16 protein-coding genes are annotated in these 18,913 nt (G+C 71.9%); 7 read left to right on the top strand and 9 right to left on the bottom strand.

Features of this window, described 5'->3' with window-relative positions; all coding sequences use genetic code 11:
• Window positions 1-68 precede the first annotated feature (68 nt).
• Window positions 69-494, top strand: a complete 426-nt coding sequence (locus tag E1266_RS24415) for a thioesterase family protein (protein WP_132050723.1) — start codon at window positions 69-71, stop codon at window positions 492-494.
• 659 nt (window positions 495-1,153) lie between these two features.
• On the opposite strand, the gene E1266_RS24410 is transcribed toward E1266_RS24415, so the two are convergent.
• Window positions 1,154-1,852 carry a hypothetical protein gene (locus tag E1266_RS24410; protein ID WP_132050721.1) on the bottom strand — a complete coding sequence of 233 codons (699 nt, stop codon included), beginning with the start codon at window positions 1,850-1,852 and terminating at the stop codon, window positions 1,154-1,156.
• A gap of 263 nt (window positions 1,853-2,115) precedes the next feature.
• The gene (locus E1266_RS24405) at window positions 2,116-2,415 is read right to left on the bottom strand and encodes a hypothetical protein (RefSeq protein ID WP_132050719.1); all 300 of its coding nucleotides are present in this window, start codon (window positions 2,413-2,415) and stop codon (window positions 2,116-2,118) included.
• 330 nt (window positions 2,416-2,745) lie between these two features.
• Between E1266_RS24405 and E1266_RS24400 the strand changes: the two genes are divergently transcribed.
• Window positions 2,746-4,551, top strand: a complete 1,806-nt coding sequence (locus E1266_RS24400) for a thiamine pyrophosphate-requiring protein (RefSeq protein WP_132050717.1) — start codon at window positions 2,746-2,748, stop codon at window positions 4,549-4,551.
• Window positions 4,552-4,603: 52 nt separating this feature from the next.
• Entirely contained in the window at window positions 4,604-5,035 is a 432-nt protein-coding gene (locus E1266_RS24395; RefSeq protein ID WP_132050715.1) for a hypothetical protein, read from the top strand.
• A 75-nt stretch (window positions 5,036-5,110) separates the two neighbouring features.
• Here E1266_RS24395 and E1266_RS24390 read toward each other — a convergent pair whose 3' ends face one another.
• The 4 genes from E1266_RS24390 to E1266_RS24375 all read right to left on the bottom strand — a co-directional run bounded on the left by E1266_RS24390 (window position 5,111) and on the right by E1266_RS24375 (window position 10,309).
• A complete protein-coding gene (locus E1266_RS24390) occupies window positions 5,111-5,794 on the bottom strand; it encodes a response regulator transcription factor (RefSeq protein WP_132050713.1) in 684 nt (227 codons plus the stop codon).
• Entirely contained in the window at window positions 5,791-7,005 is a 1,215-nt protein-coding gene (locus tag E1266_RS24385; RefSeq protein WP_132050711.1) for a sensor histidine kinase, read from the bottom strand. Before E1266_RS24385 ends, E1266_RS24390 begins: the two co-directional genes overlap by 4 nt.
• Before the next feature lie 7 nt (window positions 7,006-7,012).
• Window positions 7,013-9,256, bottom strand: coding sequence for an MMPL family transporter (locus E1266_RS24380; RefSeq protein ID WP_132050709.1), 2,244 nt, complete (start codon window positions 9,254-9,256; stop codon window positions 7,013-7,015).
• Window positions 9,257-9,457: 201 nt separating this feature from the next.
• Window positions 9,458-10,309, bottom strand: coding sequence for a universal stress protein (locus tag E1266_RS24375; RefSeq protein WP_165966193.1), 852 nt, complete (start codon window positions 10,307-10,309; stop codon window positions 9,458-9,460).
• A gap of 208 nt (window positions 10,310-10,517) precedes the next feature.
• Here E1266_RS24375 and E1266_RS24370 point away from each other — a divergent pair, with 208 nt between their 5' ends.
• Complete coding sequence (locus E1266_RS24370; RefSeq protein WP_165966192.1) at window positions 10,518-10,712, top strand: hypothetical protein; 195 nt, start codon at window positions 10,518-10,520, stop codon at window positions 10,710-10,712.
• A gap of 41 nt (window positions 10,713-10,753) precedes the next feature.
• Here E1266_RS24370 and E1266_RS24365 read toward each other — a convergent pair whose 3' ends face one another.
• From E1266_RS24365 to E1266_RS24355, 3 genes are read right to left on the bottom strand one after another with little or no spacing between them, the layout of a single operon-like run.
• Window positions 10,754-13,393 (bottom strand): cation-transporting P-type ATPase, encoded by a 2,640-nt coding sequence (locus tag E1266_RS24365; RefSeq protein ID WP_207945889.1) that lies wholly within the window; start codon window positions 13,391-13,393, stop codon window positions 10,754-10,756.
• 24 nt (window positions 13,394-13,417) lie between these two features.
• A complete protein-coding gene (locus E1266_RS24360; RefSeq protein ID WP_132050702.1) occupies window positions 13,418-13,675 on the bottom strand; it encodes a hypothetical protein in 258 nt (85 codons plus the stop codon).
• The gene (locus E1266_RS24355) at window positions 13,669-14,871 is read right to left on the bottom strand and encodes a hypothetical protein (protein ID WP_132050701.1); all 1,203 of its coding nucleotides are present in this window, start codon (window positions 14,869-14,871) and stop codon (window positions 13,669-13,671) included. The genes E1266_RS24360 and E1266_RS24355 overlap by 7 nt, the downstream gene beginning before the upstream one ends.
• Window positions 14,872-15,239: 368 nt before the next feature.
• On the opposite strand from E1266_RS24355, the gene E1266_RS24350 reads away from it, so the two are divergent.
• From E1266_RS24350 to E1266_RS24340, 3 genes are all read left to right on the top strand, one after another.
• Window positions 15,240-16,640 carry a hemolysin family protein gene (locus E1266_RS24350; protein ID WP_207945888.1) on the top strand — a complete coding sequence of 467 codons (1,401 nt, stop codon included), beginning with the start codon at window positions 15,240-15,242 and terminating at the stop codon, window positions 16,638-16,640.
• The gene (locus E1266_RS24345; protein WP_132050700.1) at window positions 16,628-17,644 is read left to right on the top strand and encodes a hemolysin family protein; all 1,017 of its coding nucleotides are present in this window, start codon (window positions 16,628-16,630) and stop codon (window positions 17,642-17,644) included. Before E1266_RS24350 ends, E1266_RS24345 begins: the two co-directional genes overlap by 13 nt.
• A gap of 189 nt (window positions 17,645-17,833) precedes the next feature.
• The gene (locus E1266_RS24340) at window positions 17,834-18,748 is read left to right on the top strand and encodes a cation diffusion facilitator family transporter (RefSeq protein ID WP_243718811.1); all 915 of its coding nucleotides are present in this window, start codon (window positions 17,834-17,836) and stop codon (window positions 18,746-18,748) included.
• The last annotated feature ends 165 nt before the right edge of the window (window positions 18,749-18,913 follow it).

Genomic DNA, 18,913 nt, shown 5'->3' with positions numbered 1-18,913 from the left:
AGGTGTGTATAAGAGACAGCCGCCGTCCCGTACGGGCCCGGGACCCGCCGTCCACAAGGAAGGACCCCATGCACGCATCACTTCAGCCGGGCCTGGCCGCACGACTGGACTACACCGTCCCGGCCGAACGCACCGTCCCGCACCTACTGCCCGAATCCGACCACTTCGCCGCCATGCCCGCCGTCCTGGCCACCGGCTACCTGGTCGGCATCGTCGAATGGACCTGCATGCGTGCCATTCACGGCCACCTGGAAGACCACGAGCAGACTCTGGGCGTCCACGTCGACCTCAGCCACCAAGCCCCCACACCACCCGGCAGCACCCTGACCGTCCACGCCGAACTCACCGCCGTCGACGGCAGACAACTCACCTTCACCATCAACGCCCACGACGACGCCGCCACCGTCTGCCAGGGAACCCACCGCCGCGCCGTCATCAACACCGAACGCTTTCACGCACGACTCCGCACCCGAACCACCGCACCCACGAGCTGACCGTGCGATCGCGGAGGTCCTGAAAGCGTTCAGGCCGAGCGAAAGCGGGACAGCGGCGACGATGACGGGGCGACGGGGTCACCGGTGCCCATGCCCCAATCGCACGACAGTGATGAAACGATCAAGGCCCAGTATCGGGGATCATGTCCCTGACCTGGGCCTTTGCGGTGAGCGGGTGACGGGAATCGAATCCGCGCTGTCAGCTTGGGAATGGTTCCGACCACGCCTGCTGGCACCCCTGACCTGGCGTAGCGCCGTACCGCGAGTGACCGTGACTGCCGGTTCTTGATCCACTTAAGCGTCACTGGCGGGTCTTGTCGGCCTCTGGATCATGGAAATCCGAGCGATACCGACGAGTACAGAATGGCACACGAAATCGAAGGGCCTATCGGCGCCTTCAAACCGGCTACGCGGGTTCGATTTCCGTTGCCCGCTCCCGCCGAGAAGGCCCAGGTAGGAGCCCCGTTCCCCTACCTGGGCCTCGCTTTTCGCCAAGGCGTCCTTGCCCGTTGCCTGATCGTTTCGGCTGCCTTGTCGCTGTTGTCACCCTGGGGAGGGTCGGAGGCCGTCTTCGGGGGGATTGGAGACGGCCTCCTCATGCGGGCCGGGGGCGCGGTCGCTTCGTCGGGGCCTGGTATGTGTGGGGACGGTTGTGGTGCTCAGATCCAGTGGATTGAGGATGCCTGGTTGTTCAGGCCGCCGTGATCCATCATCGAGGGATTCTGGCCGACGGGTGTGGTGTACGTTCCGGCGCCGTTCTCGTGCTCGAAGTGCCTGACCTGGCAGCCGTTGTAGCCCTTGAACGACGAGATCCGGTCGTTCCAGGAGTCACCGAGGTTGTTCTTCATCCATTCCACCGAGCCGTCGCTGTCGCAGCCGGAGGTGCCCGTGTACGTGTTGCTGCCCGCGGTGGTCTGGTAGTAGTTCCAGTCGTACTCGATGGAGAGTGTGACCGTCGCCAGCGGCGCGGCGGTGGACGCGGCCTGTCTGCCGGCGGCGTTGATCCGCTGTTCGAACGACCGGCTGGCGACGGCCGCCGCCGGGCTCTGCGGTGCGTCGGTGATCTGGCCGCCCGTGGCGGCGGAGATCGCCTGGGGGAAGGTGTCATAGCACCGCATCTGCCCGGTCGCGACGTTGGTGACGCAGTGATCGTTGTCCGCCGGAGCCGTGTCGGCTGAGGCGGCGGACGCCGTGGCGAGGAGTCCTCCGCCGGCCATCGCCGTGGCCAGCGTTCCCACCGCGATGGCGCGCTTGGAGCGTCCGGACATGCTGGTCTGCATGATCGCTTCTCCGTTCCCTAATGCGGCACGCCCGGTCAGGCACGCCTGGAAAGCAAGGGAACCGCCCACGTGCTTCACATCTGCTTCAGAACGGTGTCTCGCACAGCCGGCACATGTCGACGGCGTTCTCGTGCTCCCACACGACGCAGTTCGCACCCGTCCGCCTTCTCAGCGTGCGGCGGGTGATCGAGGCGCCGCTGACCGCCGAGCACCTCGCGGCACGGACACGGCCGGGTCACACCAACGGTCCATTGGTCGGGAAACACCACGAGGCGAGTGAGGTTCCCTTCTCGGGACCTGTTGTGCCGGACGGAATGAGCCGTTATGCGTCCGGGATTCGGTCAGGTGAGATCGGCTCTGCGGTTCTGCTCGATGACGGTCACGTCCGGGTCGAGGCGAACACGCTCGATGTCAGCGGGACTCAATCGGGTGGCGACGGTGGCGATGAACTCGTAGACATCGTCGACCTCGAGCCCCGGTCTTGCGGCGACGGCGATGGGATCGGCAGCCTGGCGGACGCCGATGAGGAACTCCCCCTCGGTTGCCGGGAAATAGGGAGCCGGTCCGGCGAAGGTGCAACCGGTTCCCATCGAGATAGGCGTCAGTTCGCCTTCCTGCTGGTAGCCGTCCGGCAGGATCACTAGCGCGTCCCCGCTGGGAACGGACCGCGCACCAGCCTTGTACAACGGCGGCAAGGGTGCCGGTCAAACCTTCCATACCGCTCGGTACCGCTCGGTGCCGAGCGGTACCGAGCCCCAGAACAGATCGGCGAATACCGGATGGTCGGTTGCGGAGCCGGGGGGGCCGGACGGCCGCCGGGCCCCAGTAGTGATCAGGTCGAGCCATGACCCGGATTCTGCATGACATGTCGAGGCGGGGGCCCTGGCAGATGGTTTGGTCTCCTGCTTCCCGGGGACCCGGGGAGCAGGCACGGGCACCGCGTCGTCGACGACCACCGGGAGTTGAGGATCATGGCCCAGCAAGTGGCCGACTACGTCCTGCAGCGCCTCACGGAGTGGGGTATCGAGCGGGTCTACGGATATCCGGGTGACGGCATCAACGGCATGCTCGGCGCGTTCGACCGCGCCGAGGGGAAGCCGGAGTTCGTCCAGACGCGCCATGAGGAGATGGCGGCGTTCATGGCGTGCGGGCATGCGAAGTTCACCGGCGAGGTGGGCTGCTGCGTGGCGACGTCGGGGCCGGGTGCGATCCACCTGCTGAACGGGCTGTACGACGCGAAGCTGGACCACCAGCCGGTCGTCGCGATCGTCGGGCAGCAGAAGCGGCTTGCGCAGGGCAGCCACTACCAGCAGGAAGTGAACCTGGAGAATCTGTTCTCCGACGTCTCGGAGTACTGCCAGATCGTCATGCACCCCGGGCAGATGCGGCACGTGATCGACCGGGCGTTCAAGACGGCGCTGACCACCCGGAGCGTCGCGACGATCGTCATCCCGGAGGACGTCCAGGAGGCGGAGGCGATGCCGTCGCCGCCGAAGGAGCACGGCGCGGTGTTCTCCAGCGTCGGCTGGAGCCGGCCCCGTGTCCTTCCGAACCGGGAGGAGCTGCGCAAGGCCGCCGACATCCTCAACGAGGGCGAGAAGGTCGCGATGCTCATCGGGCAGGGCGCGTCCCAGGCCCGCGAAGAGGTCGTCGAGGTCGCCGAACTGCTCGGCGCCGGGGTGGCCAAGGCGCTGCTCGGCCGCGAGGTGCTGCCGGACGACCTGCCGTTCGTCACCGGCCCCGTCGGGCTGCTCGGCTCGAAGGCCAGCGACGAGATGATGACGAACTGCGACACCCTCTTCATGATCGGCAGCAGCTTCCCGTACGCGGAATGGCTGCCGGACGAGGGCAGCTGCCGCGGCGTCGAGATCGACATCGACGGCCGCATGATCGGCACCAGGTACCCGATGGACGCGCACGTCGTCGGCGACGCCAGGGAGACCCTCCAGCAGCTGATCCCGCTGCTGCGCCGCAAACAGGACCGGTCCTGGCGCGAGCAGATCGAGGAGAACGTCCGCGCCTGGGACACGGTGATGGGGAAACGGGCCGGGCAGACGTTCGACGGGAAGATCAACCCGCAGGCGGTGGCCCATGAGCTGTCGCCGCTGCTGCCCGATGGGTGCATCCTCACCGCCGACTCCGGTTCCACGACCAACTGGTGGGCTCGGCACCTCAAGATCCGTGAGGGGATGAAGGCGTCACTGTCGGGGACGCTCGCGACGATGGGGCCGGGTGTCCCGTACGCGATCGCCGCGCGGTTCGCCTTCCCGGGCCGTCCGGTCATCGCCTTCGTTGGGGACGGCGCGTTCCAGATGAACGGCATGAACGAGATGCTCACGGTGAAGCGGTACGCCGACCGGATGGGCGGCTCGCCGCCGCTGGTCTTCTGCGTCTTCAACAACCAGGACCTCAACCAGGTCACCTGGGAGCAGCGGGCGATGGGCGGCGACCCCAAGTACGAGGGCTCGCAGTCCATCCCGGACTTCCCCTACGCCAAGTACGCCGAACTGTGCGGCCTGAAGGGCATCTACTGCGACGACCCCAAGCAGGTCACCATGGCCTGGCAGGACGCCCTGGCCAGCGATCGGCCCGTGGTGCTGGAATTCGTGGTGGACAACGAGATCGCGCCGATCCCGCCGCACATCATGAAGGAGCAGGCCAAGAAGACCGTCAAGGCCGGCCTCAAGGACCCGCAGAAGGCCGGCATCGCCGAGCGCGGCTTCCGGCAGAAGCTCACGGAGATGTACGAGAACCTTCCCGGCCGCAAACACGACTGACATGGGGCCATCTCAGAACGTCGGCGCATCTCACATCAGGCGCAGTGCCCGCGTGGGCGTCAAGACCGCTGTGATCGACAACAGTGCCGCGTTCGGGTTCTCGATCATGATCACTTCGTCCTTCGGCGCGCTCGACAAGCTGGCGGGTTCCCCGTCGCTCGTCGACATCCTCGGGTTCGCGATGGGCGCCGCGGCGGCGTTCACCGTGCTCCAGGCCGTGACCACCAAGGGGTTCCGGCGTCGCCCGGGTGCCGGGCCACGCGAGGTCGACCTGCTCGGCACGGCGCTCGGCATCCTGTCCGTGGGCCTCGGCTTGGGCGCGGCCGTCGCGGCAGGCCTCACCCTTCCCGCCGACGCGGCGTGGCCGGCGGGGGCGTTCCTGGCCGCCATGGCCTTCATGCTCGGCCAGGCCCTGCTGATCATGCTCGCGGCCCAGCTCGAACGCCTGCGCGGTGACCCCGGGGCGGACGACGAAAAGGAATGAGGCTCGCGAGCCGGCCGAAGGTGAAGCGGCATTCTCGCGACAAGACCTGTGGGCCTTCGAGGGGGGTTGTCGCGCTCATGTCGGGTCGGGGTCGGGGGTGGGTCGGGCCAGACCTGTGCGGTAGGCGATTACTACTAGTTGGGCGCGGTCGCGGGCCTCTAGTTTCATCATGGCGCGCTGTACGTGGGCGCGGACGGTGTAGGGGCTGAGGTACATCCGGTCGGCGATCTCCTGGTTGGACAGGCCGGTGGCGACCAGGGCCACCATCTCGCGTTCGCGTGGGGTGAGCACGGCGAGCGCTTCGGGGTCGTGCGGTGGGGTGCCGTCGGGGGTGGCCAGGAAGCGGGCCACCAGGGAGCGGGTCGCGGCGGGCGACAGGAGGGTGTCGCCGTTGGCGATCGTGCGGACGGCGTCCAGCAGGGCCTCGGCGCCGATGCCCTTGCCGATGAAGCCGCTGGCCCCCGCGCGGAGTGCCTGCGCGACGTACTCGTCGGTCTCGTACGTGGTGAGGATCAGGATGCGGCTGGCGCGCAGGTCCGGGTCCGCGCAGATCTGCGACGTGGCGGTGAGGCCGTCCACGTCGGGCATGCGGATGTCCATGATCACGACATCGGGGCGCAGCTCCCGGGTGAGGCCGACCGCCTCCCTGCCGTCGGCCGCCTCGCCGACGACGGTGATGTCGTCGGCGGTGTCGAGCAGCGTCCGGAAGGCGGCGCGCAGCAGGGCCTGGTCGTCGGCGAGGAGGACGCTGAGCGTCATGGTGCGTCCCCGGCCTCTCCGGCGGTCTCCCTGGCGGGCGGGAGGGGGAGCTCGGTGGATACGAGGAAGCCGCCCTCGGGGCGCCGTCCTGCGGAAAGGTGCCCTCCTATCGCGGTGGCACGTTCGCGCATCCCGATGAGGCCGTAACCGGGGGGACGGTCCGGGGACGCGTTCGGTGTCCCCCCGCCGTCGTCGGCGACGGTGATGGTCACGCGATCGCGGTTCCAGGTGAGGCGCACCTGGGCGCGGCCGGTGCCTGCGTGTTTGGTCACGTTGGTCAGGGCCTCCTGGACGATGCGGTACGCGGTGAGGTCCGCTCCCGGCGGCAGCGGCCTGGACGTGCCCTCCTGGTGCACCGACACCTCCAGGCCGGCGCGGCGGAAGGATTCCAGCAGGGTGGGGAGGCGGGACAGGCCGGGCGCCGGTTCGGACGGCGCGGCCGCGTCCCCGGACTGGCGCAGGAGGCCGACCGTGGCCCGGAGGTCGTCGAGCGCGTCGCCGGTCGTCTCGACGAGTTCCCTCAGGCTCTTGCGGGTCTGCTCCGGGCTGGTGTCGAAGAGGTGGGCGGCGACCGTGGCCTGCGCGTTGGCGAGGGTGATCTGGTGGGCCACGAGGTCGTGCAGTTCCCGGGCGATGCGCACCCGCTCCTCGGCCACTCTCCGGCGCGCCTCCAGTTCCCGGCTCTTCTCGGCGCGCTGGGCGCGCTCCTCCACGGCCGCCAGGTAGGCCCGCCGGTTCCGCGTCGCGTGACCGAGGACCCCGGCCACCAGCGGGAAGGCCGCCACCGCTCCCATCCGGCTCGCGTCCTTCCACGAGATGGCTTCGAACAAGGCGGTGGAGGCGGCCAGCAGCGCCGCGGAGGCGAGGAGCACCGCGCTCGTCCCGCGCCGTTCGGTGCGCACGGTGAGGGAGTAGGCGCTGATCACGGCGGGGGCCATGATGAGCGGGGTCAGCAGCAGGCCCAGGAGCGGGGCCAGCATGCCGGCCGTGGTCGTGGCCGCCATGGCGGCCAGGGGCGCCCTGTGCCGCAGCGGCAGCACGGCACAGGACACCGCGGCGAGGAGGTAGGTGGCGGCGGGCGGCGCGGACAGCGTGTCGTCGACCCGCACCATGCCGCCGAGCAGGCAGAGGGCGAACGCCACCGCCGTGATCGCTCCCTCCCGCCACCACATGCCGCGTGGTCGCGGGGCACCGCCTCCGGGGTTCGTCATGGCCGGGTCAGCGTCCGCCGCCGGGGAGCAGCGGCACCGCCGCGTCCGGCCCGGCCGCGGGCGCCGGGACGTGACGGCTCAGTCCCTCCCCTTCGATGTCCACGTTCGGCAGCACACGGTTCAGGATAGGAGGCAGCCACCAGGCCCGGCGGCCGAGCAGCGCCAGGACCGCGGGGACGATCGCCATCCGGACCACGAAGGCGTCGAAGGCGACGGCGGCGGCCAGCCCGACGCCCATCGTCTGGATGGTCGGGGAGCTCATCCCGATGAATCCGGCGAACACGCTGATCATGATGATCGCCGCCGCGGCCACCACGCGTCCGCTGTGCCGGAAGCCGTGCACGACCGCCTCGCCGGGGGACGCGCCGTGGACATAGTCCTCCCGCATCCGGGAGAGGAGGAAGACCTCGTAGTCCATGGCGAGGCCGAACACGATCCCGATGATGAGGATCGGCATCAGCGACATGACCGGTCCGGTCTGCTCGGTGCCGATCAGGTCCGCGGCCCAGCCCCACTGGAAGACGGCGACCAGCACGCCGAACGCGGCGCCCACCGACAGCAGGAAACCGAGCGCGGCCTTGACCGGGACCAGGACCGAGCGGAAGACCACCATCAGCAGGAGCACCGCCAGGCCGATGACCACGGTCAGATAGGGAAGCAGGGCGTCGGACATGGCTTCGGAGATGTCGATGTTCATCGCGGTGGTGCCGGTCACCAGGACGCCGGAGCCCGTCTCGGCCTCGACGGCGGACACCGCGCCCCGGATCGCGTGCACCAGGTCCTTGGTCTCGCCGCTGCTCGGCGCGGTCTCCGGGACGGCGGTGAGGACGGCCGTGTCCCCGGCCGGGTTGAGGACCGGGTCACCGACGGACGCGACCCCGTCCACTCCCCGTACGGTCTCGGCGACAAGGTTCGCGGCGGCCCCGGTGTCCGCGGACTCCGCCATGTCCACGACCACGGTCAGCGGGCCGTTGAAGCCGGGGCCGAAGCCTTCGGACAGCAGGTCGTAGGCACGGCGCTCGGTGGTCTGGACCGACTTGGACTCGTCCCCGGGCAGCCCGAGTTCGAGGTGCAGCGCCGGGAGGGCGACCGCGCCGAGGCCGAGTCCGGCGACCAGCAGCACGGTCACCGGCCGGCGGAGCACGAACCGCGCCCAGCGGGTGCCGAGGCCGAGCCGCCCGGACGCGGCGGGCGCCGGCTGCGGACGCCCGCTCCCCCGCCGGGCGGCCTTGCGGACGGCGCGGGGCAGGATCCGCCGGCCGGCGAAGCCGAGCATCGCGGGGACCAGGGTCAGTGCGACGAGCACGGCGAGGGCCACGGCACCCGCGCCGCCCAGGCCCATCTTCGTGAGTTCGGGGATTCCGACGACCCCCAGCCCGACCAGGGCGATGAAGACGGTCGCGCCGGCGAAGACGACGGCGGATCCGGCCGTGCCCACCGCCCGGCCGGCGGCCTCCTCCGGCTCGCCGCCCTGGACGAGCTCGTCGCGGAAGCGGGAGGTGATGAACAGCGCGTAGTCGATGCCGACCGCCAGGCCCAGCATCAGCGCCAGGATGGCGACGGTGGACGTCAGGCCCAGCCGGACGGCCAGCGCGGAGATCAGGCTGAACGCGATGGCCACACCCGCGAAGGCGGTCAGCAGCGACAGTCCGGCCGCGACCAGCGACCCGAGGGCGAGGACCAGCACCACCGCCGCGACCGCCACGCCGATGATCTCGGTCGTGCCGCCCGGCTCCTCCTGCGAATCAAGCGCCGAGCCGCCGATCTCCACGGTCAGGCCCGCGTCCCGGGCATGGTTCGCGGCGTGCCGGAGAGCGTTCTTCGCCGGTTCGGTCAGGTCGACGGCGCCTGCGGTGTAGGTGATCGTGGCGTAGGCGATGGTGCCGTCCTCGCTGACGGCGCCGGTCTCGTAGGGGTCGGTGGTCGAGGCGACCTGATCGCCCCCGTTGAGCGAGCCGAGCGTGTCCCGGACGGCGGCCCGGTTCTCCCGGGCGGTCACCCGCTGCCCGTCCGGGGCCTGGAACACCATGCGGGCTTCGGCGCCCTGGGAGTTGCTCTGCGGGAAGCGCTCGTCCAGCAGGTCGAACGCCTTCTGCGACTCGGTGCCGGGCATGGACAGGTCCTCTTCCTGCCCGGCGGGCGCCGTGGCGGCGGCGACCCCGGCCAGCACCAGGGCGCCCAGCCACAGGCAGAGCACGAGCCGGCGCCGCCGGAAGGCCCACCGTCCGATCCGGTAGAGAAGTGTCGCCACGGATTGATCACTCCAGACGCTGCGGGAAAGGGGAATCGCGTGCGATCCACGCGGCCTCCAACACTTCCCTTCGGCGCCCCCGCCGGGCATCGTCCCCCGACACCGTCTCCGCCTCGTGCACCCGGACCAGCCGCCCACGCGTCCTAGTGCGTACGCACTAGGACGTGGCCGGTGACATGGCCGTCTGCTGCGCCGCGCGCTCTATTCGGTGTGCGGGATGACGGCGATCGGGCAGTGGGCGTGGTGGATGACCCCGTGGGCGGTGGAGCCGAGTCGGGGTGCCGCCCAGTGTCGCTGGTGGGCGCCGACCACGAGGAGGCGGGCGTTGCGGGAGGCGTGGGACAGTGCGGCCACAGAGTGGTCCAGGGCGATCTCGTCCACGACGTCCACGCCCGGGTACTTGGCGCGCAGCGGCTGGTACGCCTCCACGACCTGAGTGTGCAGGTCGCGTTTGGTCTGTTCGATGGCCAGGTCGTACTCGAGATCGATGTAAGTGCTGAACGTCCGCCAGGCGTGGAGGACGCGGAGCCGGGCGTCGCGCAGGGCGGCGGCGTCGAAGGCGTAGTCGAGAAGGCCGCCGGTGTTCCCCAGGAGGTCGACGCCCACGACTATCTCGCCTCGGTCGGTGGTGTCCCCGCGCACGATCACGACGGGGACGGTGGAGTGGGCGGCCATGCGCAGGCTGGTGGAGCCCAGCAGCAGGCCGGCGAACCCGCCGCGGCCGCGGCTGCCCAGGACGAGTTCGAAGGCCTTGGCCGACTGGTCGCGCAGCCCCTTCGGGGGGTCCTCGGCGACAAGGGCGGTCGTGGTCTCCAGGTCGGGCCACCGTTCCTCGACGCGTCCACGGGCCGCGGCGAGCAGCCGGCGGCCGGTGCGGGTCATCTGCTCGGTGGTCTCGGGCGGCATGAACAGCGGCGCCTTGTAGGGCCAGCTCTCCACCGTGTGGACGATGTGCAGGGGACGTTCGCGCAGCACGGCCTCGGCGGCGGCCCATCGCAGGGCGCGGTCCGATTCATCGGAGCCGTCGGTGCCGACGACGATCGGCTCGGACATCGCGTTCTCCTTCGGGTGTCGGTTCCCCTGTCCACGCTCTTTCCCCGTCGCGCGCGGCCCAAGAGGCGGAGGTCCTTTCCTGGGGTTCCCGTGACCTGGGGTGGGAGAGTCCGTGGCCTCTGGGCACTGGAGTTCACAGGAGGAAGGCCGGAGGGCCCCGGACGGCGAGGTGGACATGCGGGCTTTGATCTCGCGAGGTGGCCCCGAGATGCTGTTCGCCCTGGCCGGGGGCGGGCTGGCGGCCGGTGCCGCCGCCTGCGGTGCGATCACGGTGTTCGTCGGGTCCGTGGACGATATGCGCCGGACCGTCCAGGAGCTGTACGCCGTCCTGCGGCTGCACTTCGCGCAGGAGGAGGAGAACTACTTCGTCCTCGCCGACGTGCCCGACACCACTGCGCCCTGAGCCGCCGAGGGACGGTGCTTTCGGCGCGGAGCCTGCCGGCGTCATCGGCGGCGGCGGTACCGGCGGCGGAGTTCGTCGGTGCCCCAGACGATGACCGGGAACGTGGCGATGATGACCAGGACGTCCCAGGGCAGGGCCGCGGTGCCGAACACGTCCTGCAGCGGCGGCAGGTAGATCAGGGCGGCGGCGAACAGCAGCTCGAAGGCGATGCCGACCAGCAGCAGCGGGTTCGTGGTGAGGCCCACGTCGCGGAGCGACGCGTGGTCCGTGCGGGCCGCCATGGCGGTGCCGACCTGGCAGGTGACCAGGCCCGCGAACGTCGCGGTGGTGGCGGTCAGGTAGGCGTGGTGCAGGGCGGCCCCCGCGCCGGTGGGATCGCCGGGATGCCAGCCGGCGCGCCACAGGACGTAGAAGAACACGGACATGACCAGGACGGCCGACACCAGGCCGAGGTAGCCCCAGGCGCGGACCAGCATGTCGCGGGAGATGACGCCCTGGGAGGACCGGCGCGGCGGCCGGTTCATCAGGCCGGGTTCGGCGGGTTCGCGGCCGAGCGCGAGCGCGGGGAGGGTCTCGGTACCGAGGTCGATCGCGAGGATCTGCAGGACGGTGAGCGGGAGCGGGATCAGGCCGCCGCTGAGCGCGAACACCAGGAACGGCACGACCTCCGGGACGGCGTGGGCGAAGATGTACAGGATGAACTTGCGGACGTTGTCGTAGACGCGGCGTCCGGATTCGATCGCGGTGACGATGGTCGCGAAGTTGTCGTCGGTCAGGACCATGGTGGACGCCTCGCGCGCCACATCGGTGCCCGAAAGCCCCATCGCCACGCCGATGTGGGCCTGGTGGAGGGCAGGCGCGTCGTTGGCGCCGTCCCCGGTCATCGCCACCACCTCGCCGTGGGCGCGCAGCGCGTCGGCGACCTTCAGCTTGGTCTCCGGGGACGAGCGAGCGAAGACGATCTCGGCGTCGCCGGTCAGCAGCTCGTCCAGCTCGTAGTCGTGGATCCGCTCGGACTCGGCGACCACGTGCAGGCGGGGGACGCCGATGCCGACCTCGGCGGCGACGGCCGCGGCGGTCGCGCCGTTGTCGCCGGTCACGATGTGGACGCGCACCCCGGCCTCGTGGCAGCGGCGCACGGCGTCGGCGACCTGCGGGCGCGGCGGGTCGTAGAGCCCGACCAGGCCGATCAGCCGGAGTCCGGTCTCGGCGTCGTCCCGGCGGGCGGGCGGGTCGGCGCCGGGCGGCAGGTCGCGGACGGCCACGGCGAGCACCCGGAGCCCCCGGCTCGCGAGGTCGCCGACGACCGCCATGACCGCGTCGTGGTCGGCGCCGGGGACGCGGGCCAGGACGGCCTCGGGGGCGCCTTTGGTGTAGACGGTGAGGCGGTCGCCGTGCTGGGCGACGGTGGACATCAGCCGCAGCCGCGCGTCGAACCGGAAGATCGCGCGGCGCCGCTCGTCCCGGGCGGCCAGCCGCGCCTCCATGTCCGGACCCGACCCCTCGACCAGGGCGATCTCGGTCGGATCGCCCTGGAGCCCGCCGTCCTCGGCGCGGGAGACGGTGGTGCACTCGGTCACCGCCTCCGCGAGCGCGGGCGGCGGCGCGGTGGTGACCGTGCCGAGGTCCGGGGTCCAGTGGGCCTGGAGGCGCATCCGGTTCCGGGTCAGGGTGCCGGTCTTGTCGGTGCAGATGACGGTGGTGGAGCCGAGCGTCTCGACCGCGCTCAGCCGTTTGACGACCGCGCCCTGCCGGGCCAGTACCCGCACCCCGGCGGCCAGCGCGAGAGTGATGGTCGGCAGGAGGCCCTCCGGGACGTTCGCGACGAGCAGCCCGATCGCGAACATCAGCGCGTCCGTAAGCGGCAGCCCGACGAGCGCGCCGAGCAGCAGGAACACCGCGCCCATGCTGACCGCGACCGCCGCGATCAGCCAGGCGACCTTCTTGACCTGCACCTCCAGCGGGCTGGCGCGGCGCGGCGCGCGCTGGCTCAGCGCGGCGATGCGCCCCAGTTCGGTGTGCCCGCCGGTCGCGAACACGATCGCCCGCGCCTCGCCGCCGGTGCAGCTCGTCCCGGAGAAGACCAGGTTCGGCTCGCTCAGCAGCGGCGCGCCCGCCTCCGCGGCGGCCGCGACCCGCTCCACCGGTGCCGACTCGCCGGTCAGCATCGACAGGTCGACCTCCACCGCCCCGTCGGTCAGCCGCGCGTCGGCCGGGACCTCGTCGCCCTCGGCCAGTACGATCAGGTCGCCCGGGACCAGCCCGGCCGCCGCCACGGCCTGCCGCTGCCCGTCCCGGATGACGCGGGCCTGCTCGGGCAGGTAGGCGGCCAGCGCCTCCACCGCGCGTTCGGCCTGGTGTTCCTGCAGCAGCGCGAAGACGGCGTTGATCAGGATCACCGCCAGGATCGCCCAGCCCAGCACGCCCATCCCGGCGACGAACGCGAGCGCGGCGGCACCCCACAGCAGCAGTGCCAGCGGATGGGCCAGCTGGCCCGACAGCAGCCGCGCCAGCGACCGCTTCTCCGCCCGCCGTACCTGGTTGGGGCCGTACACCGCCAGCCGCCGGGCCGCCTCACGCGCGGACAGGCCCCGCTCGCCGGTGCCCAGTTCCTCGCGCAGCAGCGGCAGGGGTTCCCGCGGATCGGCGCTCGGCCCGGCCGCGCCGTCCGCGTCGCCCACGCGGTGCCGCCGGGCGGGCATGGCTCAGCGGAGCCGCCGCAGGTAGGGGTCCCATCTGCGGCGGGGCACCAGGCGGACGCGGGCGTCGACGGTCACGACGCCGTCCGGGCGGACGATGGTCAGGTCGAGGTCGAGTTCGGCGATCTCCGGGTGGTCGGCCGGCGGCCCCGACGGCCGACGGGCGCGGATCAGCTCAGTGGCGTCCCGGGTCGTGAGCGGCGCCGGGGCGGCGCGGTCGGCCAGCGCGCCGGTTTCGACGCCGCCCGCCCCGAAGATCACCATTGCCCCGAACACCTCGTCCCCGGACGGCGCCGCACAGCACCTCGACGCCCTCGTCCGCCATGGTCTGGAGGGGCATGCCCTCCAGATCGTCGCGCGTCCCCGTACAGTCCGGTGAGCCGCTCGTCCTCGGCCAGGCCCAGCCGCGCCGCCTTCGCCCGGTACGCCTCCAGGCGGCCGCGCAGCTCGCCCCGCCGGTCGAGCAGGCCGGTGCTCAGACGCAGCTCGCCGCGTGCCCGTTCCAGCGCCTCGCCCGCCGCGCGCTCCAGCCCGGCGAAATGGCCCGCCAGCTCGACCCAGCGGCCCGCCTCGCGGAGCCGCTCCAGGGCGGTGAGCCGGTCGCGGAGCTCGGCGGCGAGCCCCCGCGCCGGTTCGGGCACGTTCGGCGACCGGATCTTGATGAGGACCGTCGCGTACGCGTCGCGGGCGCGCTGCTCGGTGTCCTCGACCTCCTCGATGCACGCGGTGACCCGCGCGACGTGCTCCGCGTAGTCCTCCCGCATCCGGGCGACGCCGGCGAGCTCGTCCCCGAGCGAGGTCAGCACCGTGCGGACGCGGTCGAGGCGGGCGGTGTCGGCGCGGCCGTCCCGGACGAGCGACAGCGGGTCGGTGCGGACGACGCGGCCCAGCGCGGTCAGCTCGCGCCCGACCCGGTCGAGCTCGGGGTGCCGGGTGCCGTCCAGGGAGTGCGCCAGCCGGGCCGTCTCCCGCCAGCACGCCTCCACCTCCTCCAGCGGCAGCAGCAGCGCCGACCACGCGGCGTCGGCGGCGTCGATCTCGCCCGCGACGAACTCGTACGCTTCGGACATCAGCTCGACGGCCTCGACCAGGGTCACCCGCCGTTCCCGCGAGCCGAGCAGCGTCCGCTCGCGCAGCGGGACCTCCTCGTCGGGCAGCTCCACCGCCGGGCCCGACAGCAGCGCGGACAGCTCGACCAGCGCCGCCGCGTCCGGCCGCGGCGACCGCTCGCGCAGCTCCACCGCGGTGTCCAGGACGCGCTGGTACGCGTCGAAGAGCGCCCACAGCGCCAGCATGCCCGCCTTCGCGTCCTCCCACCGGCGCCACGTCTCGCCGGTGAGGCGCGCGCCCTCCAGGAGGCGGCTGCCCTGGTGCCCGTCGAGGTCGAGGAGGGACGCGGAGATGCGGTCGCGCTCGTCCCGGAGCGTGCGGAGGGCATGGTCGACGCCTTCACGGCTCATGGGCGCGGCGGCCCCGGCCCCGCTCTGGTCCAACGTCTGCCCCGCGTTCGCTCTCCTACGGTCCCCCCGAGCATGCCCGGCCGACCGGTCTGGGAGCACGGACCGGTCCACTATCGGACTAACGCTCTCATATAAGTGTGATCCGCGACACCAGCCGAGACAAGCGCCTTCTCTTCCGCACTCCCCCGCACTTCCCCGCAAGCTCCGCAACCCGGTCGTTCCGGGGACGCCCCGCCCGCTTCGATCATCCTCCGCCCGTACCCTGTCCACCGGGAACCTCGTTGTCCCGAGTGACGTTACGAGTGATACGTCTACGAGAGGAGTGGTGAGTCCGCGGTGTCGGACCCCAGTCATAGACCCGGTGCCCCATGCTGACCGCGGTCCTGGGAGTGCTGGCGGTGATCCTCCTCACCGCAGCGACCGGATACTTCGTCGCCCAGGAGTTCGCCTACGTCGCGGCGGACCGGGCCACACTGGAACAGGCCGCCGAGCGCGGCGACGCCTCCGCCAAGCGGGCCCTGAAGGTCATCGGCAGGCTCTCGTTCATGCTGTCGGGCGCGCAGCTCGGCATCACCATGACGACCCTGGTCGTCGGCTTCATCGCCAAGCCCGCCCTCGCCGAGCTGATCCAGCCGACGCTGGAGGTCGCCGGAGTGCCGCCGGGCGCCACCGGCGCGATCGCGCTCGCCACCGGCTTCGTCCTCGCGACGCTCATCCAGATGCTGCTGGGCGAGCTGTTCCCCAAGAACCTCGCGCTCGCGCGCGCCGAGTCGCTCGCGCGCGCGCTGGCCACGTCCACGCTGATCTACCTGGCGGTCGCGGGCCCGCTCATCCGGCTGTTCGACAGCTCCGCCGAGCGGCTGCTGCGTGCCGTCGGCGTCGAGCCCGTCCAGGAACTGCACGGCGGCGCGACGCTCGAGGAGCTCGGCGACATCATCGGCAAGTCGCACAGCGCCGGGCACCTGCCCGCCGACCTGTCGGGCCTGCTGGAGCGGGCCCTGTCCTTCGGCGACCTCACCGCGGACGAGGTCATGGTGCCCCGGCCGCAGGTCCGGACGCTGCCGGGTACCGCGCCCGTCTCCGACCTCGTCGCGCTGATCCGCGAGACCGGGCACAGCGCCTACCCCGTCTACGGCCAGGAGGTCGACGACGTGATCGGCGTCGCCGGGGTCCGCGAGGTCGCCGACGACGCGCTCGACCCCGCCACCCCGATCAGCCGGGTCGCGCGGCCCGCGCTGCTCATCCCCGGCAGCCAGCCGCTGTACGGGGTGATCGAGCACATGCGCGACTCCGGCGAGGAGTTCGCCTGCGTCGTGGACGAGTACGGCGGCCTCGCCGGCATCCTCACGTTCGAGGACGTGGCCGAGGAGCTCGTCGGGGAGATCTCCGACGAGACCGACGCGCGGGAGGTCGCGCCGACCTCCGGGCCGGACGGGTCCTGGCTGGTCGACGCGAGCATGCGCATCGACGAGATCGGCCGCCTCACCGGGTTCGACCTGCCGGAGGGCGACTCCTACGACACCCTCGGCGGGCTCGTCATGGCGGAGCTGCGCCGGCTCCCGTCCCCCGGCGACCGCCTCACCGTGGACCTCGACCCCGGCTCGGTGGAGCTGGAGGTCGTGAGCGTGGCCCGCCGCGTCGCAGAGAAGATCCTGATCAAGGCGCCGGCCCCGGCGGTCCCGGTGGGGGCCGACGAACCGGTGGGGGCCGACGAAGAGGGCGCGGACGACGCCGACGCGTCCGGTGCGGAGGTGTCGTGGACCCGCTGACGACCCTCCTGATCACCGTCCTGCTGCTGGTCGGGAACGGGTTCTTCGTCGCGGCCGAGTTCGCGCTCGTCGCGGCGGGCCGCCCGCAGCTCGAGCGCGCCGCCGCCAAGGGCAGCCGCCCCGCCGTCGCCGCGCTCGCCGGCGCCCGCGAGCTGTCGCTGATGCTCGCCGGCGCCCAGTTCGGCATCACGATGTGCTCGCTGGGCCTCGCGATCGTCACCGAGCCCGCGTTCGAGCACCTCCTCGAACCGCCGCTGCACGCGCTCGGCGTCCCCGAGGCCGGGACGAAGGCCATCGCGCTCGGCACCGCCCTCGCCGTCGTCACGTTCCTGCACATGGTGATCGGCGAGATGGCGCCGAAGTCGTGGGCGATCGCGCACCCCGAGCGCGCCGCGCTGCTCCTCGCGCTGCCGTTCCGCGCGTTCGCGAAGGTGTCCAGGCCGATCCTGTCGTCGCTGAACTCGTCGACGAACGCGCTGCTGCGGCTGATCGGCATCACCCCGAAGGACGAGCTGGACAGCCACACCGACGCCGCCCGGCTCAGCCACCTGGTCGGCGAGTCCCGCCGCCTCGGCCTCATCGGGCGCCACGACCACGAGCTGCTCCGCCGGGCGATCTCGGCGCGGGAGGCGACCGTCGGGCACCTGGTGGTGCCCGCGACGGCCGTCACCACGATCGACGCCGACGCCAGCGCCGCGCAGATCCGCCGGAAGGCCACCGCCAGCGGCCACAACCGGCTGCTCGTCCGCGACCGCGACGGGGCGATGACCGGGATCGTGCACGTCCGGGCGGCGATCACCGAGCCGAACGGGGAGCGCCGCGCGGACGACCTGGCCCACCCGGCGCCCGTCCTCACGGCGGAGACGACCGTCCTGGACGCGGTGAGCCGGATGCGCCGCGCCCACGCCCAGCTCGCCGTCGTCAACGACGAGCGCAACGAGTTCGCGGGCATCGTCACCCTGGACGACCTCCTGGCGGAGCTTCTGGCGACCAACCCGCACTGACGCAGGCCGCGTATCTGCAACGACGCCGTTGTTGTCGAGGTGCTGCAACGGACTTTCCGGGTCATGCTCGGACGTATGAGCCGGCACGGACATGGCCACGGACATGGGCACGGGCACGGGCATGGGCGGCGCCTTCCCCACGTCCTGCGGCCCCACTCGCACGAGGCCGCGGACAAGGTGGACTCCGCGATGGAGACCAGCGCCCAGGGGATGCGCGCCCTGTGGATCTCGCTGGCCGGCCTCGGCGCGACCACCGTCCTGCAGGCCGTCGTCGTCGCGTTCACGGGCTCGGTGGCGCTGCTGGGCGACACGCTCCACAACGCCGCCGACGCCCTGACCGCCGTCCCGCTCGGCATCGCGTTCGTCCTCGGCAGGCGCCCGCCGACCCGCCGCTACACCTACGGGTACGGGCGCGCGGAGGACCTCGCCGGCGTCGTCATCGTCCTCGCCATCGCCGCGTCCGCCCTCGCCGCCGGGTACGCGGCCCTGCACCGCCTCGCCCATCCACAGCCTGTGGAGCACCTCGCGGCCGTCGCGGGCGCGGCCGTCGTCGGCTTCGCCGGCAACGAACTCGTCGCCCGCTACCGCATCCGCGTCGGCCGCCGCATCGGCTCGGCCGCCCTCGTCGCCGACGGCCTGCACGCCCGCACGGACGGCTTCGCCTCCCTCGCCGTCCTCGTGGGCGCCGGCGGCATCGCGCTGGGCGCCCCCTGGGCCGACCCCGTCGTCGGCCTCCTCATCACCGTCGCCATCCTCGCGATCCTCTGGCAGACGGCCCGCGAGGTGGGGCGACGCCTCATGGACGCCGTCGATCCCGCCCTGGTCGACCGCGCCGAAGCCGCCCTCTCCGCCACGCCCGGCGTCCTCGCCGTTGGCGACGTCCGCATGCGCTGGATCGGCCACCGCCTCCGCGCCGAATGCGACGTCGTCGTGGACCCCGCGTCGACGGTCGTCCGCGCCCACCAGGTCGCCGTGGACGCCGAGCACAGCCTCATGCACGCCCTGCCCCGGCTGTCGGGCGCCGTCGTCCACGCCGACCCCGAACCCCGTTCCGGCGAAGACCACCACGCCTCCCTCGCCGGCCATCGACCTGTGAGACGTTAGTCCCGCGCAGAACGGGAAATTACGGCCACGGGCGGCCGATCTGGGACGGGAAATGACGTCGGTGAATCATCCATCAGAAACCAACGGAGACGAAGAGTGCCCTGAGGCGGGGCACTCGCCATCCCCGCACGTCCCGGACTCCGAGGCCCCCACGGTCAACGTCCC

The organism is Actinomadura sp. 7K534, from assembly GCF_004348575.1.
GTDB classification, from domain to species: Bacteria; Actinomycetota; Actinomycetes; order Streptosporangiales; family Streptosporangiaceae; genus Spirillospora; species Spirillospora livida.
Note: the sequence above shows the minus strand (reverse complement) of the source record. Positions and strands in the feature narration are given on the sequence as shown.